Here is a 21,808-nt window from a genome sequence, read left to right as displayed (position 1 = left end):
GTTCCCGTCCCCCGGTTAGAAGCCGACCATCGCCTGATCGGCGAGGGCCTGATTGATGGTCACACCATAATCATTCTGCAAACGGTTGACCATCTGATCGAGCATGTCGTCGCCAGCCGCGCGGGCAATGGCGGTGAACTGCTGGTCGTCATTGGCAAGCGCGTCGGCGGGCGCATTGGTATCGACCGAAGTAACCTTGAAGAGGATGCGGCTGGAACCTTCGGCATCTGCCGCCGTGCCAACCACGCCTTCAGCGCCGGAGAACACCGCCGCGATTGTCTGGCGGCCGAAAATCGCGTCTTCGCTGGTGCGGCGCAGGCCGGATTTCTGCTCGACGGCGAGGCTGAGTTCGCCGGCAACAGCCTCAAGCGTCTCACCCTTTTCAACGCGGGCCTTCAACTCGTCAGCCTTGGCGGCAAGTGCGGTGCGCTGCTGGTCGGCCGTCCAGTCGGCCACGACATCGTCGCGCACTTCGGCAAGCGTCCGATCGCGGGCGGGAATGATCTGCTCGACATCGAACCAGATGTAACCTTCGCGGCCGAGATTGATCGGCAGGGCTTCGGTGCCGGGTTCGGTCTTGAAGACTTCCTGCGCCAGTTGCGGGGAGGGCAGGCCCTCAATGGCGTCGCCCTTTTCATCGAGGCCGGCGGCATCGATTGCGGCGATGGTGACGGGCTTGAGGTTCAACTGCTTGGCCGCATCGGCAAGCGAGGAACCGCCGGCGCGCAGATCTTCGTAACGGTCATGCACATTGGTGACTTCTTCGGCCGCTGCAGCGGTGGCCAAGTCCTTGCGGATATCTTCCTTGGCTTCATCGAGCGTGCGGGTGGTTTCCGGCTTGATGCCGGTGACGCGCAGGATGACCGGGCCGAACGAGCCTTCGACGACCGCAGATACGCCGCCATCCTTCTGGATGCCGAAGGCCGCATCGGCAATCGACGGGTCGGGCATGGTGTCCTTGGTGAATTCGCCGAGCGTTACGTCCGACGCAGTCTTGCCCTGATCCTTCACCACCTGATCATAGGTGGTGTTGCCAAGCCGGATCTGCTCGGCTGCGGCTGCGGCCATTTCCTTGTCCGGGAAGGTCAACTGTTCCACCGTGCGGCGGCCGGCGGTACGGAAGTTGTCCTTGCGGCTGTTGTAATAATCGGCGATCTGCGCATCCGTTACCGAAGCCTGATCGGCAATGTCGGAGGGTTCCAGCTTCACATAGGTGAATTTGCGGAATTCCGGGGCGCGGTATTTCGTCTTGTTGGTTTCGAACCACGGCGCAAGCACGTCGTCGCCCGGCGCCTTGACCGGCGGAATGACGGCGTTGGACAGGATGACGTAATCGACCGAGCGCTGCTCGTTGCGATATTGCTTCAGCGCATCCACCAGCACCTGCGGTGCGGCAAAACCATCCGAGACGGCTTCGACGATCTGGCTTCTGACGGCGACCTTGCTGCGTTCCTTGATATAGTCATCCTCGCGGAAGCCGGAATTGCGCAGACGCTCGCTGAACAGATTGCGGTCGAACTGGCCGTTGACCGACTTGAAGGCCGGGTCTTCGGCAATGAGCTTGGCGAGGCGATCTTCCGAAAGGCCGAGATTCATCTTCGAGGCCAGCTCGTCCAGAGATGCTCCTGCCGCAAGCTGGCTGAACACCTGCCGGTCGATGCCGAAGGCCTTGGCCTGCTCGGTCGTCAGCCGGGTGCCGAACTGGCGGCTGAGATCGGAAACCTGGCGCTGATAGGCGAGCCGGAATTCCTGCGGGCTGACCGTCTGATCGCCCACCGTCATGACGGCATGCGAATTGGCGGTGACCAGCGATGCGGAGACGCCCCAGACGCCAAACGAAACAACAAGCAGGAGAAGCAGCAGCTTGGCTGCCATGGTTCGAGAAGCATTTCTCAGGGAATCGAGCATCGTTATGCAAACCTCACAGGAACGTCATCGCGGTCGCCAGCCGTCCGGCCCGCAACGTATTGGCGTTCCTTAAATCAATCCAAACGGAAATTGAAGGGAATTTGCCTTGGAAAAACGGGGTTTTGAAAACGCTTGTGTGATTGGGGGGCTGTTTTTCCACCCGGATCTTCGCTGCATTGCCCTTGTGAGGCGGCAAAATAAAACCGCCCGGAGCGTCCAGGCGGTTGCAAAGAATCGTTTTTAAGGCGGCGGTAGGCCGGTCTGTCGCGCTCAGAAGGCGCGGTCGCGCCGTATCGTCGCCTTGAATTCCTCGTCTTCACGCCGCATCTCGGCGATGACGGAGATCATCGATGTCACGAACATTACGCTGATCAGGGCAAGAAGCATTGTCAGAAATGTAAACATGATATCGTCTCCGGGAGTTTCGAGGAAATTCTCCCCGCTATCAATAGTAGTTCATATACTGATAACGGGCGGTCAGCTGCGGATAGTCCGGTCCCTGGGCTTCAGGCTTTTGCTCATAAAGGCTAAACGTCGTTGCTACCATTGCGATAACCAGTACTGTCCAGGCAGTGCTGATGACGCTGATTTTCGCAGAAGTAGACTGTTTTTCTCTTACAAACATCTGTCTGTTCCTTTGGTTTGGTTATAACGCACCATGTCTGATCATGTTCCGCGTCAACCTTAAAAATCGATTAGCATCGCGCCGGTGAAACTTCCTTGAATGGCTCGTTCATCTGGCGTTCAGGAAACTGGCTAAGGGCGTCATTCGAGAAAAAGATACTCGGCAGCGAATGATGCGATGACCGAAAGGACGATCATGAAGGCCAGCATTTTCAATTCTCCGGATGCTTAACGGGTGAAAGGCGTTTCGGTTTCCCGATGGTGTGCATTTATAGAAAATAGCCCTGAAACCGCACTGAACGGCCCATTCATCCGAGGTTCAGGCCGCTCGGGCCGCATGCTTGGGTGGTAAAAGTCTTGCGCCGCGCGTCTCTCCATGACAAAAGGCGGCACATATGCGGAAAGCATCGAAGCGCGCCCACCATCTGAGAGCGATATGACGATTGCCTTTTATCCAGGATCATTCGATCCGATGACCAACGGACATCTGGATGTGCTTATCCAGGCGCTGAACGTGGCGTCGAAAGTCATCGTTGCCGTCGGCATTCATCCCGGAAAAGCGCCGCTGTTCAGCTTTGCGGAGCGGGCGGCGCTGATAAAGCAGGCGCTTGCCGAACAGCTGCCCACCGAGGCGGCGCGCATGGAGGTTGTCTCCTTCGATAATCTGGTTGTCGATGCCGCCCGCCAGCACGGCGCACATCTTTTGTTGCGGGGCCTGCGTGATGGTACCGATCTCGATTATGAAATGCAGATGGCCGGCATGAACCGCCAGATGGCGCCTGATATCCAGACCGTATTCCTGCCCGCCGGAACGTCGTCGCGACCCATTACAGCCACATTGGTCCGGCAGATCGCCGCCATGGGCGGCAATGTCGATGCCTTTGTGCCGAAAGCCGTGCTTGAAGCCCTCAACGCCAAGCTGAAGCGCTGACTTCAGCCCCACATTCTGGAGCCAATCCGATGAAACTCGTTCGATTTGCCTTTGCCGGCGCCCTGTTTGCGGGCGCGCTTGCCGCCAGCACCATTGCTTCGGCCGCCGAACTTCTCACCGTGCAGTTGAAGGACGGCCCTGTCGTCATCGAGCTGATGCCCGAGGTCGCGCCCAAGCACGTGGCGCAGATCGAGGCGCTGGCCAAGAAGGGCGCTTACGACAATGTCGCCTTCCACCGCGTCATCGACGGTTTCATGGCGCAGACCGGCGACGTGCAGTATGGCAACATGGAAAAGAGCTTCAACGCCCAGCGTGCGGGCACTGGCGGCTCCGACCTGCCGGATATCCCGGCTGAATTCTCCAAGACGCCGTTCACGCGCGGCGTGGTCGGCATGGCCCGCTCGCAGGATCCGAATTCCGCCAATTCACAGTTCTTCATCATGTTTGCCGACGGCCCGTTCCTGAACGGCCAATATACCGTGGTAGGCAAGGTCGTGTCCGGCATGGAAGCCGTGGACAAGATCAAGCGCGGCGCCGGCGGCAATGGCGAAGTTTCCAACCCCGACCGGATGATCAAGGTCACCGTCGGCAAGAAGTAAGGTAGGGCAATAGAGCCCGAACAGAGGAGAATAATCATGGCTGAGATCAAGGATCCGGAAAACACCATCATCATGGAAACGACGACCGGCAAGGTCGTCATCCAGCTGCTTCCGGAAGTTGCTCCGGGCCACGTTGCCCGCATCAAGGAACTGGTATCGGAAGGCGCCTATGACGGCGTCGTGTTCCACCGCGTCATCCAGGACTTCATGGCCCAGACCGGCGACGTGAAGTTCGGCAAGAAGGGTTCGGAAAGCTTCAACCCGGCTCGCGCCGGCATGGGCGGTTCTGAAAAGGAAGACCTGAAGGCCGAATTCTCCGCCATTCCGCACGTGCGCGGCACCTGCTCCATGGCCCGTTCGCAGAGCCCGAACTCCGCCAACTCGCAGTTCTTCATCTGCTTCACGGACTCTCCGTGGCTGAACAAGCAGTACACCGTCTGGGGCCAGGTCATCGAAGGCATGGAAGCCATCGACAAGGTCAAGCGCGGCGAGCCTGTGAAGGATCCCGATTCGATCGTGTCCATCAAGCTTGCTTCGGCGGCTTGAAGGTAGCGTATAAAGCGTTTACCCGCTCCGCAGGCGACTGCGGGGCGGTTTCACATTGATGACGAGGGTGCCAGTTTCTCCGTCGTCATCCTCGGGCTTGTCCCGAGGATCTGATCACGTTGACGTTGTGGATCGTCAGATCCTCGGGACAAGCCCGAGGATGACGTTGAGTGTACTAGGAAGCCTTGTCACCACCTTCCACCCGCCCCACGCAATGCAGGGCGGGTTTTGATATTTTCGAGAGCCCTTGCAATGCGTGTAGACCTGTTCGATTTCGATCTGCCCGAGGAGAATATCGCGCTTCGCCCGGCGAACCCGCGCGACAGCGCGCGCCTGCTGGTGGTCGATCCGAATGCGGACCGCATGGAAGACCATCACGTCTTTGACCTGCCGTCTTTCCTGCGGCCCGGCGATGCGCTTGTCTTCAACGACACCCGCGTCATTCCGGCCCAGCTTGAAGGCGTGAGATTGCGCGAAGGCGCGCCGGAGACGGCGGTCTCGGCAACGCTGCACATGCGTGCCGACCAGTCGCGCTGGAAGGCATTCGCACGGCCCGGCAAGCGCATCAAAGAGGGCGACCGCATCCGTTTCGGTTATGAACGCGACAATGCCTGCGGCCTTGCCCATCTGGAAGCCACCGTCGAGGAAAAGGGCGAGGATGGCGAGATAACGCTGCTGTTCGACGTTTCCGGCCCGGTGCTGGACGAGGCGATTGCGTCGGTTGGCCATATTCCACTGCCGCCTTACATCGCCGCCAAGCGGCCGGAAGATGCGCAGGACCAGACGGACTATCAGACCATTTATGCCCGCGAAAAGGGCGCTGTCGCTGCCCCCACCGCCGGGCTGCATTTCACGCCTGACCTGTTTGCGGCGCTGGACAAGGCCGGTATCGAGCGGCATTTCGTGACGCTTCACGTTGGGGCAGGCACTTTCCTTCCGGTAAAGTCCGACGATACCGACGATCACAAGATGCATTTCGAGATCGGCCATGTCCCGCAGGAGACGGCCGCAAGGCTCAATGCCGTGAAGGCGCGGGGCGGGCGTATCATCTGCGTCGGCACCACATCGCTGCGGCTGATCGAAAGTGCGGCCGATGAGAACGGTGTCATCCACGCCTGGTCCGATGCCACCGGCATCTTCATCACGCCCGGATATCGCTTCCGGGCAGTCGATATTCTGATGACCAATTTCCACCTGCCGAAATCGACGCTGTTCATGCTGGTTTCGGCTTTCTGCGGTCTCGAAACGATGCGTGACGTTTATAAGCACGCTATCGAAACCGGATACCGTTTTTATTCCTATGGCGATTCCAGCCTGTTGTTCCGGAAGAACTGATGCACGACACATTCACCTTCACCCTGAAAGCCACGAGCGGTGGCGCCCGCCTTGGCGAAGTCGCCATGCCGCGCGGCGTCATCCGCACGCCTGCCTTCATGCCGGTTGGCACTGTTGGCACCGTCAAGGCCATGTATCTCGATCAGGTGCGAGAGCTGGGGGCCGATATCATTCTCGGCAATACCTATCACCTGATGCTGCGGCCCGGCCCGGAGCGCGTTGCGCGTCTCGGCGGCCTGCATGAGCTGATCCGCTGGCCGCATCCGATCCTCACCGACAGCGGCGGCTTTCAGGTCATGTCACTTTCCGGCCTGCGCAAGCTCGACGAGAAGGGCGTGACCTTCAAGAGCCATGTGGACGGTTCGCTGCACCACATGTCGCCGGAACGCTCGATCGAAATTCAGGGCATGCTCGATTCCGATATCCAGATGCAGCTCGATGAATGCATTGCGCTGCCGGCCGAGCGCAAGGAAATCGAGCGCGCCATGGAGATGTCGCTGCGCTGGGCCGAGCGCTGCCGTGTCGCCTTCGGCGAGCAGCCCGGCAAGGCCATGTTCGGCATCGTGCAGGGCGGCGACCAGCCGGATCTGCGCATCCGTTCCGCCGAAGGGCTGAAGCAGCTTGATCTCAAGGGCTATGCCGTCGGCGGTCTTGCCGTCGGCGAGCCGCAGGATGTGATGCTCGGCATGCTCGATATCACCCTGCCGGTCCTGCCCACGGAAAAGCCGCGTTACCTGATGGGCGTCGGCACGCCTGACGATATCCTGAAATCCGTGGCGCGCGGCATCGACATGTTCGACTGCGTGATGCCGACCCGCTCGGGCCGTCATGGGCTTGCCTTCACCCGTCGTGGCAGGGTCAATATCCGCAATGCCCGCCATGCCGAAGATATGCGCCCGCTGGACGAGCAGTCCAACTGCCCGGCCTCGCGCGATTATTCCCGCGCCTATCTGCATCATCTCACCCGCTCCAACGAGGCGCTGGGCGGCATGCTGCTTTCCTGGCACAATCTTGCCTATTATCAGGAGCTGATGCAGGGTATCCGCAAGTCGATCGAGGAAGGCCGTTTCGCCGATTTTTATGCGGAAACCATAGAGATGTGGGCAAAGGGCGACATAGACCCGATCTGATATTTCCCGACCTTTCTCCTGTTTCGGACGCTTTCCGTGGCACATGCGCCTTACGTTCTTTTCCGGGATGATACGACCGGCACGGTGACAGCCTTCACCGAGCCGGAAGAGATTATCGTGGCGGATGATCCGGAGGCGTTTTTTGCAGCACTCAAACGCATGGAAGAGTTGCGCCGCGCCGGGAAATACCTTGCCGGCTACATGTCCTACGAGGCGGGTTTCCTGTTCGAGCCGAAGCTTGCGCCATTTGCCGAAGAGCCCCGCAATGTGCCGTTTCTGCGCTTTGGCGTCTTTTCCGGCCCGCAGCCGGATGCGGGCCGGTTCGCGCGTCCCGACGATATGCCGGATGCGGATGCGTTTCTTTCCGATCCCGTGCCGGCATGGACACTCCAAGAATACCAGCAGCGCTTTGCGCGACTGCACGACCATCTGCGTCGTGGCGACTGTTATCAGGGCAATCTGACCATGCCCGTTCAAGCCCGCTGGAGCGGCGATCCGCTCACCGCCTTCTGGTCGCTGATCGAACGGCAGCCGGTTAAATACGGCGCGCTGGTCGATCTTGGCGGCCCGGTCATCCTGTCGCGCTCGCCGGAACTGTTTTTCTCGGTCGATGGCGAGGGGTTCATCGAAACCCATCCAATGAAGGGCACCACACCGCGCGGGGCGGATGCGGAGGAGGACAGGGCAATCATTACGGCGATGCTGGCGGATGAAAAGACGCTGGCCGAAAATCGCATGATCGTCGATCTGCTGCGCAACGATATTTCCCGTATTACCGAGGTCGGCAGCCTTCATGTGCCGCGACTGTTCGATATCGAAACCTATCCGACCGTGCACCAGATGGTCAGCCATGTGCGGGCGAAGCTTCTGCCTGACGTGACGGTGGAAGACATCTTCGCCGCGTTGTTTCCCTGCGGTTCTGTGACGGGCGCACCAAAAATGTGGGCGATGAAAATCCTGCGGGAACTGGAAGCTGGCCCACGCGACGCCTATTGCGGCGCGATCGGCTTCATATCTCCCCGTGGTGATATGCGGTTCTCAGTGGCGATCCGCACGCTCAGCCTGTTTGACGGCGGCCGCGCCGTCTTCAATGTTGGCGGCGGCATCGTCTTCGATTCCGATGCAGAAGCCGAATATGACGAGTGTCTGCTGAAATCGAAATTCGCGGTGGGGGACAGGTTGTTGCGGCGGTGATCACCGCCCGATCACCTCGAACGTTCCATCCTCCACCAGCACTTCTTTCGCCGCCGCGTGGCTGAGAAAACCCGAAGGGCTGGCGCTTGCGCCATAAGCGCCCGATTGCAGGATGGCGACGAGATCGCCGGCCTTCAGTTTCGGCAGCACGGCATTGCGGGCAAGCGTGTCGAGCGGGGTGCAGAGCGGGCCGACGATGGTGGCGGTCTCGTCATGGTCCGCCTGCATCAGGGCCGGCGCGACGATGGGGTAATTGCGTTTGACGATCTGGCCGAGATTGCCTGAGGCGGCAAGGTGGTGGTGCATGCCGCCATCCGTCACCACGAAAGTGGTGCCGCGCGAGGTTTTTACCGAATTGACTTCCGCCACATAGATGCCGCCGGGGCCGGCGAGGAAGCGGCCGGGTTCGACGATGATATGGGCGTCGGTTATCAAGGGATGCGCTTTCACAAGCGCCTTGAGGTCGGGAATGGCGGCGCTGACCGTTGCAAGATCGAGCGGCGTTTCCCCGGCGAAATAGGGAATGCCGAGGCCGCCGCCGAGATCGATGGTCTCGAGCGGCCTGCCCAGCATTTCCGCCATGCGCGCGGCAAGGGAAATGGCGTGTCGCCATTGGGAGACAAGCATATCGGCGTCGAGAATCTGCGTGCCGCCATAGATGTGCACGCCGACGAGATCGATATGTCTGGCGTCCTTGAAGAGCGGCAGGACGTTTTCCAGTTCCTCTTCATCAAAACCGAAGGCGGTGGCCTTGCCGCCCATGCGCATGGCGCCCGCCTGCGCATCCGGCACCGGGTTGATGCGGATGGAGGCTTTGACCGGCCTGCCGATCTCTTCGATACGGGCGATTTCCTCAGCACTTTCGATGTGGATTTCGCCGATGCCGCTGTCGATCACCTCACGCAATTCGACCATGCCTTTGCCGGGGCCGGCGAAGATGATGTTCTCAGGTGCGACACCCGCCTTGATGGCGGCGCGATATTCGCCGACGGAGGCGATTTCAGCGCCGGCACCTTGCTGCCGGAAAAGCGCGATAATGGCGGGCAGGGGATTGGCCTTCACCGAATAATAGATATCGGCAAAGCCCGATAGCGCCGTTTCAAGGTTCTGATAGGCGCTACGCATGGCGCTTGCATCATAGAGGAAACACGGTGTTCCGGTTTGGGCGACGATATCGCGCACCGCAAGTCCGCCGATGACAAGATCATTGTCAGTGACCGCAAATTGCGCAGCCGCAAGCGCTGGGCCGTGGCTCTGGGTTTTATCCGTGGGCGACATTGTCCGTCCGTTCGCGCACCAACGCGCGGTAATCCACCTTGCCATTGGCGGTGATCGGAAGCCGGTCGACCAGTTCGATGGCGCGCGGGATCATGAAGGGAGCGAGCATTTCGGCGGCTTTCCTGAGTGCTGCCGAAATGTCGATATTTTCGTTGGCGGCGGTTGCCACCGCATGCACCTTTTCACCGGCGAACGCGTCCGGCAGGCCGATGACGGCGACCTGCTGGAACAGCCCGGTCGACATCAGGCTTTCCTCAACCTCGGTCGGGCTGATGCGATAGCCTGACGATTTGATCATCGCATCGTTGCGGGCAACGAAGCTGAAGAAACCATCCTCGTCTTCCACGGCCAAGTCACCGGAATAACAGACGGTTTCTCCGCCCAGTGCCGCCGGAATGAAGGGATGAGGCCGCAGAACTTTTGCCGTGTCTTCCGGCCGGTTCCAGTAACCGAGCGATACCGTCGGGCCGCGGTGGACGAGAATGCCTGGCTCGCCCGGTTTTGCCCGCTGTCCCTTATCGGTGACGATGAAGATTTCGCACTCCGGAATGGCCTTGCCGATGGAGGTCGGGCGGCTGTCGATTTCTTCCGGTGGCAGGAAGGTGGAGCGGAAGGCCTCAGTCAGGCCATACATCAGGTAAATCTTGGTGTCCGGCAGTTTTTCGCGCAGCGCTTTTACGGTTTCCTGCGGCACACGCCCGCCGGAATTGGTGATGTAGCGCAGATGCGGCAGCGGCGTCTTTGCGAGCGACGGGGCCGCTCTCGTCAGGATCGCCCAGACGGTCGGCACGCCGGCGAGACCGGTTACGGCATGATTGCGCAAATCGCGGACGATATCGTCGCCCAGCCGGAAGGTGGAGATGATTGTGGTCGCGCCCTGTTCCACCGCCGTCAGCAGCTGGTTCAGGCCGTAATCGAAGCTGAAGGGCAGGAGGGAAAGAATGCGGTCGCTGGCCGTAATCTCCAGATAGGTGCGCACGATGCGCGCGCCGGCCAGAAGATTGCGGTGCGACAGCATCACGCCCTTGGGTGAGCCGGTGGAGCCTGATGTATAGAGGATCGCCGCAAGGTCCTCGCCGATTGCCGCCGAAGGGCGGGCAGGCGCTACGCGTGTCGCGATTTCTTCCGCCAGCATCACCGTGACATGGGGAAGGTCTTCCAGCGCCGCCTTCAGCTCATCCATCATCACCGCGCTGCTGATGACGATTTTCGCGCCGCAATCCGTGATGATATGGCGGATCTGCTGTGATTTCAGCAGCGCATTGACCGGCACGAAAACGCCGCCGGCCATGCTCACCCCGAAGATTGACCAGCATTCCTCGATGCCGCGCGGCAGGAAAATGACGACGCGGTCGCCGCGTTCCGCGCCGGCCTGCTGCAGGGCCGCTGCGCAACGGTTCGCCGCTTGCGCGAATTCCCGGTAGCTCAAAGCTATATCTTTGTGGACAAGCGCCGGATCGTCGCTTGCCGCGCGAGCAGTGAGCAGGTGATGCAGCAGGAAATGGGGTGTCATTTCCGTTCCCTGAGGACGAAGGCGATGAGATCGGCGGGCGTGCCGAGATTTTCCGGCGTGAAATGTTCGTCATCAAGCACGATGCCAAAACTCTCGCTGAGGAAGACCATCAATTCCAGGAAGCCGAGCGAATCGATCGCGCCGCCTTCTAGAAGCAATGTATCGTTGGTAAAAGGCGCGTAGGCGGGAAAGCGGTCCGAGAGATAGGCGTAGATAGTATCAGCAACGTTGGTTTCGCTTTTCTTCGCCGCAAGCATGCTTGTTCTCCGATGTCCCGTCTGTTTCCCATAAAACCCGCCCCGGAATGACACTTTATCTGTAAAGGTCGAGATTCTGTCAGGTCCACCAGGATTCACTAAAATACCTAGGGTGGCAATAACACCAACTCTGAGTATGTTTCGTTAATAAAATGTGGGTTCCATGCGCCTTTTACTTGTATCGGCGCGAATTTATGTGCCGCAAACCCACCGGCATTGTGCTCACCGTCAAGTGCCGCCATGGTCAGGGCAAGCCTGCCCCGGCCTAGAAGATGGCGGGCGATTGCAGAAATATGCCTTTGCGCGAGTTCTCTGTCTTCGCAATAGATCAGCCGAGCGGAAGGTAGCTTCTTGGTCGTGGTTTTCAGGAACACCAGCGGATAGTGACGGCCATCCGCCTGCATTATGGCGACGATGCAACCGAGCCGCAGGTGATCTTCCAGCATCTCGCGCATGGCGGCCGACAGGGTATCCGGCGGCACGGCGGCAAGCGGATTGAGCCGCGTGCCAGAAGGACGCAGCGCCTTGAGCGGCAGGGGATAGAAAAGCGTGCGATCCGTCACCATCTGAAAACCCAGCCTCTCATTCAGCCGGCAGGCTTCGGGAGACGGGGTAAGGTCGGTGAACAGTTCTTCCTCGGATGAGGAGGCGATTTGCAGCATGCGTGTTGCAAACCACCGGCACGAAGGCTCGACATACCAGCTGGACAGGTTGACGACGATCCTGCCGGTTTCAGGCAGACGGCTTTTGATCGTCAACAGAACGCCCGCCGCGTTCTCACCCTTCATCAGCAATTGCCCGATCGGACCAAGCTCCCGCCGCTCATGATGATCGCTGATGAGCGACAGCCCGCGGGACCAGAAGGCCTTGCTTTTTTCGGGGAAACCTTTCGCCAAAAGGGCAACGGCGGCGGCGCGGTTTCCGTTGTCGATCGGTACGATTTTCACGGGGCGCTCTCCGCTGTCTGGCGTTAACTGGCCGGGGAAAGAGATTTTTCAACTTCGCCGCGTAGTATTGACTTACGATGATAGATTTACTGTCCCGTTAATCGCCAGGGCTGCAAGGCGGCGGAGCCGATCACGTTTGCATGAAAGGCAGGCGCGCCGAACGCGCCCGCCTCCTGTCATCGGCCGATCAATAGACCACGACGCCACGGATGCTTTCGCCCTTGTGCATCAGCTCGAAGCCCTTGTTGATGTCTTCAAGCGGCATCGTATGGGTGATCATCGGATCGATCTGGATCTTGCCTTCCATGTACCAGTCGACGATCTTCGGCACATCGGTGCGGCCGCGTGCACCACCAAAAGCGGTACCCATCCAGTTGCGGCCGGTGACCAGCTGGAACGGACGTGTCGAGATTTCCTGGCCGGCGCCTGCAACGCCGATGATGACCGACTTGCCCCAGCCGCGATGCGAGGCTTCCAGCGCCTGACGCATGACTTTGGTGTTGCCGGTGCAGTCGAAGGTATAATCCGCGCCGCCGATCAGGTCGCCATTGCGCTTCGTCAGGTTGACGAGATAAGGCACGATGTCGTCGCCGACTTCTTTCGGGTTGACGAAGTGGGTCATGCCGAATTTTTCGCCCCAGGCCTTGCGGTCGTTGTTGATATCAACGCCGATGATCATGTCCGCACCGGCAAGACGCAGGCCCTGCAGCACGTTGAGGCCGATGCCACCGAGACCGAAGACGATCGCCGTGGAGCCGATCTCCACCTTGGCGGTGTTGATGACAGCGCCGATGCCGGTCGTCACGCCGCAGCCGATGTAGCAGACCTTGTCGAAGGGTGCATCGGGATTGATCTTGGCCAGCGCGATCTCCGGCAGGACGGTGAAGTTCGAGAAGGTCGAGCAGCCCATATAGTGGTGGATCTTGTCCTTGCCGATCGAGAAGCGCGAGGTGCCGTCCGGCATCACGCCCTGGCCCTGGGTGGCGCGGATGGAGGTGCACAGATTGGTCTTGCGCGAGGTGCAGGAATAACACTCGCGGCATTCAGGCGTGTAGAGCGGAATGACATGATCGCCCTTCTTGACCGAAGTGACGCCCGGTCCGACATCGACGACGATACCTGCGCCCTCATGGCCGAGAATGGCCGGAAACAGACCTTCTGGATCGGCGCCTGACAGGGTGAAATCGTCGGTATGGCAAATGCCGGTCGCCTTGACCTCAACAAGCACTTCGCCGGCGCGGGGACCTTCAAGCTGGACGGTCATGACCTCAAGCGGTTTTCCTGCCTGAATGGCAACAGCGGCGCGTACGTCCATTTTCGATCTCCTGGCGTTGTCTCATGATTGGATAGGGCTGTTTTGCCCGAGCTTGGCGGCAGGGACAAGGGGCAAAAGCGACCTTGGCGTCTCAGTTACGACCAAAAAATGAAGCCGTCTCCGTGTTGGACGGGAAGAGCGAGCATCGGGAAAATTGTATCAGCAATCGAGTATCAACTGGCGTATTCAATTTAATATTTCGACTATAATAAATTATGAATGTCTGATTTAAATATATGATTTTACTTACTATTTTTGATATTCAGGTGATCTTTAATTTACGAATCTGGTGTTTAATCCGCCATATAGAATGACGAATGAAATTGGGCTGTCATCAATCGGTGGTTCCGGAAAATACCTTTATCTCGCGAGTGCAACTGGCCTTCGCCACTTGTGTCGCGCCGCCATGATCGCGGCGAGCATCAGCGGTTTTGCTGAGTTTGTATCCTGTGGCCCGGGGCTTTCGCCCGGCTGCAGTCTTTGTGTGTCCGGCTGGGGAGGAGAGCCGGGACGATCCGTGGCGGTTGGACGAAAAGCGATTATTGCAGATGTTTCATATTGAAAGAATGTTGAACGCGTTGGCGCGTCATTTCCACCTGCTTCTCAGGGATCGGCGGGCAAATTTTGCGATTATCACGGCATTGCTGATGCCGGTTTTTCTTTTCACTTTCGGACTGCTGTTCGAAGGCGGCCGGGCGCTGGCCTATTACAGCCAGTCAAAGCGGGTGATCGCGCAGGCCTGCGAGCGCTCGACGAAACCCACCCGGACGAATGTGCCTATCGATGAAGTGCGACGCAAAAATGTGCTTGATACCTTCGACGCGCTCATCACTTCCACCAAACAGGAGGTGGTGAGCCGGGATGTGAAAATCGACTGGCTGACCACCGATATAGACGCGAAATTCACCTATAAGACGGTGTTGGGCGGCATGTTCAATGTCGAAAAAATGGACTACGCGCTGACTTACCGTTGCGACGGTATTCCTCCCTATCCGTATGACGGCGAGGTGATCGTCAACAACACATTCGACCGGCTGAACGGTAAAGACCGCATTCTCAAAAACGGTAAAGGCCCCAACACCATGAATGGTTGCTGGGGTGTCGTCAGCTATGAAGAGCTTGAATGGGACGGTGGCACAGGTCCGGGCATCGAGCTTCAGGACTGGAGCAATGCGGAGTGCCGCAAGAAATTCGGCTGGCAGGGTTATGACGAGCCGAAGAAGGATGCCGGACCTGTTTGCGCCAGCGTCTCGCAACAGGACGTCGCACCGACTGACGAAAAAGATCCGAAAAACAACAACAAACTGAAAGAGCCCGATAAGGATGCGTCGCAATCCTCAGCAGCCAAGCCATGTCCGCCCGAATCGGACGAATTGGAAAAACCTTCCCTGTTGAAAGCCGAAAATGGCGGGATACCGCCGACCAAATATGTGGTGGAACTGGACAGCCATTGGGATGGGCAGAATAGAAAAGATGCCAACAGTTCGATTTTCAAGATTGTGGAAATGCACCCCGGAAAATATGAGGTTTCGGTCTGGTATAATGGCCGCAACGACGCCTATGGCGGCACCAACGACATCGACATCTTCCTGCAGCTCCAGCGTCCGCAATTAGGTCCCGAAAAGAAGATCATCGAAATGGCGCAGAAGGGCAAGGTCTTCTGGGAGCGCCGCAGTTACTCGATCACGGTCGATACTTATTCCGTCTACAAGCTGACCATTGCCGCAGGCGGGAAAAGCGACAGTCTTGGCGGCATCATCACGGCTTTTGAGGTGAAGTATGTCGACTCACCTAAATAATGGGCTCTTTCGCCGTTGCTGCGGTCGTTTCAGCTCTTATACGCTCGACATCCGGGCAGCCACCGCCGTCGAATTCGGCCTGCTCATGCCGGTCTATTTTCTGCTGGTCTTCGGTATTTTTGAAGTCGGTCTGGCGCTGCTGCTCACTCTCAATCTTGCAACCGCGGCCAACGCCGGCGCGGAATTGCTGCGCAAGGCGGCGGCAAGTCAGACGGTGGTTACCGAAATCGAATTCAGACGTGTCATCGACTCGAATTTCGTGCTCGGTACGACCGAAAGCGACATGAAGATAACGCTCGTCCCGATCCCGGATGCGGATTTCACCGCCGTGCCGCTGACATTTCCGGTCGAGAACAAGTTTCAGGCGCCGGACAAAAAAGCCGGGCAATATCTTCTGGCGCTTGGTTACAATTGGCAATTCATTATGCCCACGACGCGTTTGCTGATCCCTAGTGGCGGCGGCACGCAGCCGCAATTACAGAATGTGTCTCTGGCGATCACCGCCGTTCGGGTGACGGAATGATGTTGTTTCGGCTGAAACCCGTCCTTGCCGCCATGGTGCGGTCGCGCTCCGGCGTGGCCGCGGTGGAATTCTCCCTGCTATTGCCAATGCTCATCATCTTTCTGGCGGTGATGATCGAGACCGGTCGTGGCTGGCTGAGTTACGACCGTTTCGTCACGGTCGTCGACAATACAGCCCGCTGGTCCGCCCGCTTCCCGGAATTCGAAGAACGGGTGAGGACAGGGGTGAAAACCTTTGTCATCGAAGCCGGGCAGCCTCTCAACCCGGAGGAACTCGATCTGACCTTGCGGAGCGCCAAGCTGGTGGGCGGCGTCGCAACTGTCGAATTTGCGCCTTACAACTTCTTCGGATCCGCAGAAGCCGTTACCTGGGACAAGATGCTGAAGGCGGGAAACTTCAAGGACGAAGAGGCCGTCATCGTGATTTCGGGGCGCTATAAATATAGCCCGTTATTCTCGTTCCTGCGCCCCACCACCATCGAGTTCGAATATGTCGCGACGGTCAATCCGTATTTCTCGCGGCACTACAAATATCAGAAGGGCAAGTCGGACTGGTCCTTCTGGAATGTTCGTTGACGGCTTGGCTACGGAAGTTCCGTAGCCAATATTTCGGCATCAATGATCCTGCACGACGCCGGCTTCTGTCTTTGTTTCATCCATCCCTAGCCACGCCGCACAATCCTTCAGCGCCCGCGCTGCAACCAGCTGGCGCTTCATGATCGTCTTGTCCTTGCCGCGAAAGCGCTTCACGCCTTCCGGCTTGACGATGGAACCCGGCTCCAATTCAGGGAACAGGCCGAAATTGATGTTCATCGGCTGGAAGGAGCGTTTGCCTGGCTCATCATTGGAAGACAGATGGCCGCCAGTAATGTGGTTGAGCAGCGAGCCGAGCGCCGTGGTGGCCGGCGGCAGGCTAGGGCTCTCGCCTTTCCGTTCTGCTGCGGCGAAGCGGCCGGCCAGAAGCCCGACGGAGGCGCTTTCCACATAACCTTCGCAACCGGTGATCTGGCCGGCAAAACGCAGGTCCGGCCGCGATTTCAGCCTTAGCGTCGGATCGAGCAGGATGGGGGAATCGATATAGGTGTTGCGGTGCAGGCCACCGAGGCGGGCGAATTCCGCATTTTCAAGGCCGGGTATCATGCGGAACACATCCGCCTGCACGCCGTATTTCAGTTTGGTCTGGAAACCGACCATGTTGTAAAGCGTGCCGAGCGCATTGTCCTGGCGCAGCTGGACAACCGCATAGGCCTTGACGGTGGGATTGTGGGCATTGGTTAGCCCCATCGGCTTCATCGGGCCGTGGCGCAGCGTCTGGCGGCCGCGTTCGGCCATGATCTCGATCGGCAGGCAGCCGTCGAAATAGGGCGTGCCTTCCCATTCCTTGAAACCCACCGTGTCACCGGCGATCAGCGCGTCGATGAAGGCGTTATATTGTTCCTCATCCATCGGGCAGTTGATGTAATCCTTGCCCGTACCGCCGGGGCCGACCTTGTCGTAGCGCGACTGATACCAGCAGATATCCATATTGATGCTGTCGCGGTGCAGGATGGGGGCGATGGCGTCGAAAAAGGCCAGCGCATCCTCACCCGTCTCTGCCTGAACCGCCGCCGCCAGATCCGGCGAGGTGAGCGGGCCGGTGGCGATGATGGTGCTGCCCCATTCCTTCGGCGGCAGGCCGGAAACCTCTTCACGCACGATCGTCACCAATGGGTGACTTTCCAGCATTTCGGTGACGGCGAGCGAAAAACCGTCGCGATCGACGGCAAGCGCTCCGCCGGCCGGCACCTGATGTTTGTCGGCGCAGGCGATGATCAGCGAGCCGGCAAGCCGCATTTCGGCATGGATGACGCCGACCGCATTGGCGGTCGCATCGTCGGAGCGAAATGAGTTGGAACAGACCAGTTCGGCCAGCGTATCGCCCTTGTGGGCATCCGTGCCGCGCACGCCGCGCATTTCATGCAGGATGACGGGAACGCCGCTCTGTGCGATCTGCCAGGCGGCTTCCGAACCGGCCAGTCCGCCGCCCACGACGTGAATGGGAGAAATGGTCTTGTCTTGCATGCTGGCATCCATCTGGCGTCCATGGGCCGCGCGGGGATGCCAAAGGCTCCCGTCTGGCGGCTGTCTTTCGAGTGAGTGTTCCGCGCGGGTCCTAAAAGGACGCGGCATTGTTTGCGGATGCACTACCATGCATGGCGGGGGCAGCCAAATGTTTTTGGGATGGGCCGGGCGAGGAAGAGACGCGGGGCATGGTGAAACGAGCGGGTGCCGATTGTTTCTTCTCCCCGAGGGGGAGAAGGTCGCGGCAGCGGGATAAGGGGCGAGGGTAGAGATGTACGGAGAGCTTGCCCCCTCATCCGACCCTTCGGGCCACCTTCTCCCCCTCGGGGAGAAGAAACCAGCGGCGCCGCATTGCCCGTCAGATTGCACAGCACGTTGCGGGACGCTTTTGCAGGCGGCACGCAGGGCAGGGGACGAACCGCTGATATGTTCGCAGAGGTGCCGAGCGCTCAGCCGACTGCCAGAATCAAAAACGGCGCACAAGGCGCCGTTTTTTTTAAGAACCGTCGCTCGATCGTCGCGCCCTGGAGGTCGGGCAGCGGGACGATCGTTTACGCCTTAGCGGAACGAACGGGAAGCAACGTTACGGATGTCGTAACGTGTCAGGCCGATGTCGCTCAGGGCCTGGTTGGACAGGCTGCCAAGTTCGTTGATCGTGCGGCGGTAGGAGATCCAGTTCTTTGCGATACGGATAGGGTTCATGGTCGTTTCCTCAATCTTTCTTTGTGAATTCGTCTGCCGGCTCAGCGTTTCTCTGTGCTCTCGGCTGTTGAGGTTTATATATAGACATTAAGCCATGTTGTGCAGTGCAGAATTTAGGCTACTGCCATGCATTTGTGCACTATGTCGGCTAATTTTACGGCTTTGAGTACTGCATGAGCAAAATATGAGCGGAAATGCCTGCCTTTCGGGCGTTCCTGACGGCTTTCATGGTGTTTGGTGACGATTGGAGCGACTTTTTGGGGTGTTGAAGGGTGGGAAGGGCGTTGGCTTGCTCAAACGTCGCGCGGGCGGGCGGAAGAGAGATGCTTTTTTCATCTCTCGCGGCCTGCGGATGTGCGGGAACCGATGGTGACGCCGTCAGAACCCCCAAACGAAAAAAAGGCCAGAGGCGGGAGCCTCAGGCCTTTTTGGGTAGGTCGTCTCGCATCCGCCGCAATGAAGCGGCGAAGCGTATTAGATGCCGACGGCGGTGCGGGCGACGCGACGGATGTCCTGACGGCCAATGCCGAGGTCGCTCAGTTCGCGGTCGGTCATACGGCCGAGTTCAGTTACGGTCTGACGATACTTGCGCCAGTTGGTCAGCGAGCGGGTGATGTTCATGGTCATTTTCCTCTTCGTGCTGTTCAGTCCACGCGGCCAGTCTTGGGAGGCTTTGGGTCCGGGGCTGAACTGATCTCTGTATGACCATGAATATAATCGGTTTAATCAAAACAAAAACAGACAAAGCAAGATGTCACCTATGCATACAATGCACGGCAATCCGGTAAATGAGCCTGATTGCGACGGTTCGTGCATAATTTGTGACCAATTTATGTGCTTTTGGTGACGCCAGATGGTTGAAGGTTGGGCAGCCGTGCGGCTCGGCCGGGTGCGGCGGCGGGCAGGGGTGAAAGCCCGAACGATGAACCTGATCGGTCGATGGCAATCCGGCTATGTAGCTTGCGGGTCGTGCTATATATAATGTCAATGTAGCCGCATAAATGTCGTGCGATTTTGCCGGCAGTGTTCCGTGCGGATGCGCAAGGCTGGGCGGGTTGGCTGAGGCGGGAGACGTAAGCGCGGGCCAGCCGTTTTCGGTTGAGGATCGCCTCTGTCTTGGCTGCCATAGCATCATCCCCTGTTGTTGGTGGCAAACAGCCAAAGAGGCGCGGTCTCCTTCACTATCGGAGCGGGGCCAAGAAAAGTCCGGGCGAAACCAAAGGCAGGGGAACGGCGTGCTTGACCCTTTCTGAACATTGTGACATACCGCCGCCCAACGTGCGGGTATGGCGGAATTGGTAGACGCATTGGTTTTAGGTACCAACGCTTCGGCGTGGGAGTTCGAGTCTCTCTACCCGCACCACAAGCAAAGCATGGCTGTGCCACGCTTGCGCCAGAGTGCACCTTCAATGGTGCAGGGGGCTTAGGGGCTATTTGCCCCTGGTTGCTCTTCGTCTCCGGTGCGGGCGTATTTCGTCCGGGCAGGCGCTTTGTGTGAAGAAATAATGGAAGCCACGGCCGGGCAGCGATGTTTCCGGCGCAGTGCTCGAAAGTAAACCAACGGCTGTCTGAGCACCGCCGCCATGATGTGAAGGTTTGAAAAATGCAGGTTATCGAAACGCTCGCTGAAGGGCTGAAGCGCGAACTCAAGATCGTTATCCCGGCTGCCGACATGAAGGCCCGTCTGGACGAGCGCCTGGTTGACGCCAAGGACAAGGTTCGCATCAACGGTTTCCGTCCCGGCAAAGTGCCGATGGGCCACCTGAAGAAGATGTACGGCAAGTCCATCATGGCCGACCTCGTCAACGAGCTGGTTCGTGAAAAGCCGACCGAAATCCTCTCCAGCCGCGGCGAGAAGTCTGCAACGCAGCCGGCGATCTCCATGACCGAAGACGAGCAGGAAGCTGAAAAGATCCTGTCGGCCGAATCGGATTTCGAATTCACCGTTGCTTACGAAATCATTCCGGCCATCGAACTGAAGGCCAATGACGGCATCAAGGTTACCCGCGAAGTTGTTGAAGTTTCCGAAGACGAAATCAACGAGCAGATCCTCAAGATCGCCGAAAGCGCCCGCACCTTTGAAGCCAAGAAGGGCAAGGCCGCCGATGGCGACCGCGTCACTATGAACTACCTCGGCAAGGTTGATGGCGAAGCCTTCGACGGCGGCGCTGCTGAAGATGCCGAACTGGTTCTCGGTTCCGGCCGCTTCATCCCCGGCTTCGAAGACCAGCTCGTCGGCGTCAAGGCTGGCGACGAAAAGACCATCACCGTGACCTTCCCGGCCGACTACCCTGCTGCGAACCTTGCCGGCAAGGACGCCACCTTCGACGTTACCGTCAAGGAAGTTGCTGCCGCTGCCGCCGTTGAAATCAACGACGAACTGGCTGAAAAGCTCGGTCTCGAATCGGCTGAAAAGCTGAAGGAAATCGTCAAGGGTCAGATCGAAAGCCAGTACGGCAACATCACCCGCCAGAAGGTCAAGCGTCAGATCCTCGACCAGCTGGACGAGATGTACAAGTTCGATACCCCGGCTGGCCTCGTCGATGCCGAGTTCGACAACATCTGGCGCCAGATCAACACCGATCTCGCCCAGTCCGGCAAGACCTTTGCTGACGAAGACACGACCGAAGAAGAAGCCCGCGAAGAATATCGCAAGCTTGCTGAACGCCGCGTCCGTCTCGGCCTCGTTCTCTCCGAAATCGGCGAAAAGGCCGGCGTCGAAGTGACCGAAGAAGAAATGCAGCGCGCGCTGTTCCAGCAGCTGCAGCAATTCCCCGGCCAGCAGAAGGAAATCCTCGATTTCTTCCGCAACACGCCCGGCGCTTCCGCTTCGCTTCGCGCGCCGATCTTCGAAGAGAAGGTCATCGACAAGCTGCTCACCGAAATCTCGGTAACGGACAAGACCGTTTCCAAGGAAGAGCTTCTGGCTGACGACGGCGAAGAAGAAACGGAAACCAAGAAGAAGGCTCCGGCCAAGAAAAAGGCTGCTGCCAAGGCTGACGACGCCGCTGAAGGCGAAGAAGCCGCTCCGAAGAAGAAGGCTCCGGCCAAGAAGAAGGCCACTGAGGCCGACGCTGAATAATCTTTTTCGATTGAAGCTGATTGAATGGAAGGGCCGTGGCGAAAGCTGCGGCCTTTTTCTGTTTG

Annotated in this window: 21 protein-coding genes and 1 tRNA gene; 11 read left to right on the top strand and 11 right to left on the bottom strand. The window is 58.7% G+C overall.

The window, feature by feature from the left end; genetic code table 11:
* Positions 1-15: 15 nt before the first annotated feature.
* The 3 genes from DXT96_RS06185 to DXT96_RS06175 form a co-directional block, all read right to left on the bottom strand.
* Complete coding sequence (locus DXT96_RS06185; RefSeq protein WP_153513842.1) at positions 16-1,908, bottom strand: peptidyl-prolyl cis-trans isomerase; 1,893 nt, start codon at positions 1,906-1,908, stop codon at positions 16-18.
* A 270-nt stretch (positions 1,909-2,178) separates the two neighbouring features.
* A complete protein-coding gene (locus DXT96_RS27310) occupies positions 2,179-2,313 on the bottom strand; it encodes a hypothetical protein (protein WP_256367998.1) in 135 nt (44 codons plus the stop codon).
* A gap of 40 nt (positions 2,314-2,353) precedes the next feature.
* Positions 2,354-2,533 carry a hypothetical protein gene (locus DXT96_RS06175; RefSeq protein ID WP_046798466.1) on the bottom strand — a complete coding sequence of 60 codons (180 nt, stop codon included), beginning with the start codon at positions 2,531-2,533 and terminating at the stop codon, positions 2,354-2,356.
* Between the two features lie 435 nt (positions 2,534-2,968).
* On the opposite strand from DXT96_RS06175, the gene coaD reads away from it, so the two are divergent.
* The 6 genes from coaD (at position 2,969) to DXT96_RS06145 (ending at position 8,267) form a co-directional block, all read left to right on the top strand.
* Positions 2,969-3,463, top strand: coding sequence for a pantetheine-phosphate adenylyltransferase (gene coaD, locus DXT96_RS06170; RefSeq protein WP_153513840.1), 495 nt, complete (start codon positions 2,969-2,971; stop codon positions 3,461-3,463).
* Between the two features lie 29 nt (positions 3,464-3,492).
* Positions 3,493-4,062 carry a peptidylprolyl isomerase gene (locus DXT96_RS06165; RefSeq protein ID WP_149897485.1) on the top strand — a complete coding sequence of 190 codons (570 nt, stop codon included), beginning with the start codon at positions 3,493-3,495 and terminating at the stop codon, positions 4,060-4,062.
* Positions 4,063-4,098: 36 nt separating this feature from the next.
* Positions 4,099-4,608, top strand: a complete 510-nt coding sequence (locus tag DXT96_RS06160) for a peptidylprolyl isomerase (RefSeq protein WP_149897486.1) — start codon at positions 4,099-4,101, stop codon at positions 4,606-4,608.
* 252 nt (positions 4,609-4,860) lie between these two features.
* On the top strand, positions 4,861-5,943 hold the full coding sequence (queA, locus tag DXT96_RS06155) for a tRNA preQ1(34) S-adenosylmethionine ribosyltransferase-isomerase QueA (protein WP_153513839.1): 1,083 nt from the start codon (positions 4,861-4,863) through the stop codon (positions 5,941-5,943).
* On the top strand, positions 5,943-7,073 hold the full coding sequence (gene tgt / locus DXT96_RS06150) for a tRNA guanosine(34) transglycosylase Tgt (protein ID WP_153513838.1): 1,131 nt from the start codon (positions 5,943-5,945) through the stop codon (positions 7,071-7,073). Before queA ends, tgt begins: the two co-directional genes overlap by 1 nt.
* Before the next feature lie 36 nt (positions 7,074-7,109).
* Positions 7,110-8,267 (top strand): aminodeoxychorismate synthase component I, encoded by a 1,158-nt coding sequence (locus DXT96_RS06145; protein WP_371418796.1) that lies wholly within the window; start codon positions 7,110-7,112, stop codon positions 8,265-8,267.
* On the opposite strand, the gene DXT96_RS06140 is transcribed toward DXT96_RS06145, so the two are convergent.
* The 5 genes from DXT96_RS06140 to DXT96_RS06120 form a co-directional block, all read right to left on the bottom strand.
* Positions 8,268-9,545, bottom strand: a complete 1,278-nt coding sequence (locus DXT96_RS06140) for a type III PLP-dependent enzyme (RefSeq protein WP_194287562.1) — start codon at positions 9,543-9,545, stop codon at positions 8,268-8,270.
* Complete coding sequence (locus tag DXT96_RS06135) at positions 9,529-11,058, bottom strand: AMP-binding protein (protein WP_153513836.1); 1,530 nt, start codon at positions 11,056-11,058, stop codon at positions 9,529-9,531. Before DXT96_RS06135 ends, DXT96_RS06140 begins: the two co-directional genes overlap by 17 nt.
* On the bottom strand, positions 11,055-11,315 hold the full coding sequence (locus DXT96_RS06130; RefSeq protein WP_149897491.1) for an acyl carrier protein: 261 nt from the start codon (positions 11,313-11,315) through the stop codon (positions 11,055-11,057). Before DXT96_RS06130 ends, DXT96_RS06135 begins: the two co-directional genes overlap by 4 nt.
* 107 nt (positions 11,316-11,422) lie before the next feature.
* Entirely contained in the window at positions 11,423-12,163 is a 741-nt protein-coding gene (locus tag DXT96_RS06125; RefSeq protein WP_153514218.1) for a hypothetical protein, read from the bottom strand.
* A 286-nt stretch (positions 12,164-12,449) separates the two neighbouring features.
* Entirely contained in the window at positions 12,450-13,577 is a 1,128-nt protein-coding gene (locus DXT96_RS06120) for an S-(hydroxymethyl)glutathione dehydrogenase/class III alcohol dehydrogenase (RefSeq protein ID WP_153513835.1), read from the bottom strand.
* Positions 13,578-14,008: 431 nt separating this feature from the next.
* On the opposite strand from DXT96_RS06120, the gene DXT96_RS06115 reads away from it, so the two are divergent.
* Genes DXT96_RS06115 through DXT96_RS06105 form a run of 3 tightly spaced genes read left to right on the top strand, consistent with a single transcriptional unit; the run spans position 14,009 to position 16,474 of the window.
* Positions 14,009-15,376, top strand: a complete 1,368-nt coding sequence (locus DXT96_RS06115) for a TadE/TadG family type IV pilus assembly protein (RefSeq protein ID WP_371418795.1) — start codon at positions 14,009-14,011, stop codon at positions 15,374-15,376.
* Positions 15,357-15,899 carry a TadE family protein gene (locus tag DXT96_RS06110; protein ID WP_153513834.1) on the top strand — a complete coding sequence of 181 codons (543 nt, stop codon included), beginning with the start codon at positions 15,357-15,359 and terminating at the stop codon, positions 15,897-15,899. The genes DXT96_RS06115 and DXT96_RS06110 overlap by 20 nt, the downstream gene beginning before the upstream one ends.
* A complete protein-coding gene (locus DXT96_RS06105) occupies positions 15,896-16,474 on the top strand; it encodes a TadE/TadG family type IV pilus assembly protein (protein WP_153513833.1) in 579 nt (192 codons plus the stop codon). Before DXT96_RS06110 ends, DXT96_RS06105 begins: the two co-directional genes overlap by 4 nt.
* A 39-nt stretch (positions 16,475-16,513) precedes the next feature.
* Here DXT96_RS06105 and trmFO read toward each other — a convergent pair whose 3' ends face one another.
* From trmFO to DXT96_RS06090, 3 genes are all read right to left on the bottom strand, one after another.
* Complete coding sequence (gene trmFO / locus DXT96_RS06100) at positions 16,514-17,971, bottom strand: methylenetetrahydrofolate--tRNA-(uracil(54)-C(5))-methyltransferase (FADH(2)-oxidizing) TrmFO (RefSeq protein WP_188355870.1); 1,458 nt, start codon at positions 17,969-17,971, stop codon at positions 16,514-16,516.
* Positions 17,972-18,517: 546 nt separating this feature from the next.
* On the bottom strand, positions 18,518-18,661 hold the full coding sequence (locus DXT96_RS06095) for a DUF1127 domain-containing protein (protein WP_003515516.1): 144 nt from the start codon (positions 18,659-18,661) through the stop codon (positions 18,518-18,520).
* 474 nt (positions 18,662-19,135) lie between these two features.
* Positions 19,136-19,282, bottom strand: coding sequence for a DUF1127 domain-containing protein (locus DXT96_RS06090; protein ID WP_013636249.1), 147 nt, complete (start codon positions 19,280-19,282; stop codon positions 19,136-19,138).
* Positions 19,283-19,941: 659 nt separating this feature from the next.
* On the opposite strand from DXT96_RS06090, the gene DXT96_RS06080 reads away from it, so the two are divergent.
* Positions 19,942-20,024: transfer RNA gene (locus DXT96_RS06080), tRNA-Leu, on the top strand.
* Between the two features lie 240 nt (positions 20,025-20,264).
* Positions 20,265-21,743: a trigger factor gene (gene tig, locus DXT96_RS06075; protein WP_153513832.1), complete on the top strand. Its 1,479-nt coding sequence runs from the start codon at positions 20,265-20,267 to the stop codon at positions 21,741-21,743.
* Positions 21,744-21,808 lie beyond the last annotated feature (65 nt).

Origin of the sequence: Agrobacterium sp. ICMP 6402 (genome assembly GCF_009498615.1) — a bacterium.
GTDB lineage: Bacteria > Pseudomonadota > Alphaproteobacteria > Rhizobiales > Rhizobiaceae > Agrobacterium > Agrobacterium burrii.
This window is presented reverse-complemented; position numbering and strand designations above follow the sequence as displayed.

Coding starts and splice junctions, on each gene's coding strand:
- DXT96_RS06095 (WP_003515516.1), bottom strand. CDS start 18,661: ATGAACCCTATCCGTATCGCAAAGAACTGGATCTCCTACCGCCGCACG.
- DXT96_RS06140 (WP_194287562.1), bottom strand. CDS start 9,545: ATGTCGCCCACGGATAAAACCCAGAGCCACGGCCCAGCGCTTGCGGCT.
- DXT96_RS06090 (WP_013636249.1), bottom strand. CDS start 19,282: ATGAACATCACCCGCTCGCTGACCAACTGGCGCAAGTATCGTCAGACC.
- DXT96_RS06105 (WP_153513833.1), top strand. CDS start 15,896: ATGATGTTGTTTCGGCTGAAACCCGTCCTTGCCGCCATGGTGCGGTCG.
- DXT96_RS06165 (WP_149897485.1), top strand. CDS start 3,493: ATGAAACTCGTTCGATTTGCCTTTGCCGGCGCCCTGTTTGCGGGCGCG.
- coaD (WP_153513840.1), top strand. CDS start 2,969: ATGACGATTGCCTTTTATCCAGGATCATTCGATCCGATGACCAACGGA.
- DXT96_RS06120 (WP_153513835.1), bottom strand. CDS start 13,577: ATGGACGTACGCGCCGCTGTTGCCATTCAGGCAGGAAAACCGCTTGAG.
- DXT96_RS06160 (WP_149897486.1), top strand. CDS start 4,099: ATGGCTGAGATCAAGGATCCGGAAAACACCATCATCATGGAAACGACG.
- queA (WP_153513839.1), top strand. CDS start 4,861: ATGCGTGTAGACCTGTTCGATTTCGATCTGCCCGAGGAGAATATCGCG.
- DXT96_RS06130 (WP_149897491.1), bottom strand. CDS start 11,315: ATGCTTGCGGCGAAGAAAAGCGAAACCAACGTTGCTGATACTATCTAC.
- tgt (WP_153513838.1), top strand. CDS start 5,943: ATGCACGACACATTCACCTTCACCCTGAAAGCCACGAGCGGTGGCGCC.
- trmFO (WP_188355870.1), bottom strand. CDS start 17,971: ATGGATGCCAGCATGCAAGACAAGACCATTTCTCCCATTCACGTCGTG.
- tig (WP_153513832.1), top strand. CDS start 20,265: ATGCAGGTTATCGAAACGCTCGCTGAAGGGCTGAAGCGCGAACTCAAG.
- DXT96_RS27310 (WP_256367998.1), bottom strand. CDS start 2,313: ATGTTTACATTTCTGACAATGCTTCTTGCCCTGATCAGCGTAATGTTC.
- DXT96_RS06135 (WP_153513836.1), bottom strand. CDS start 11,058: ATGACACCCCATTTCCTGCTGCATCACCTGCTCACTGCTCGCGCGGCA.
- DXT96_RS06175 (WP_046798466.1), bottom strand. CDS start 2,533: ATGTTTGTAAGAGAAAAACAGTCTACTTCTGCGAAAATCAGCGTCATC.
- DXT96_RS06185 (WP_153513842.1), bottom strand. CDS start 1,908: ATGCTCGATTCCCTGAGAAATGCTTCTCGAACCATGGCAGCCAAGCTG.
- DXT96_RS06110 (WP_153513834.1), top strand. CDS start 15,357: ATGTCGACTCACCTAAATAATGGGCTCTTTCGCCGTTGCTGCGGTCGT.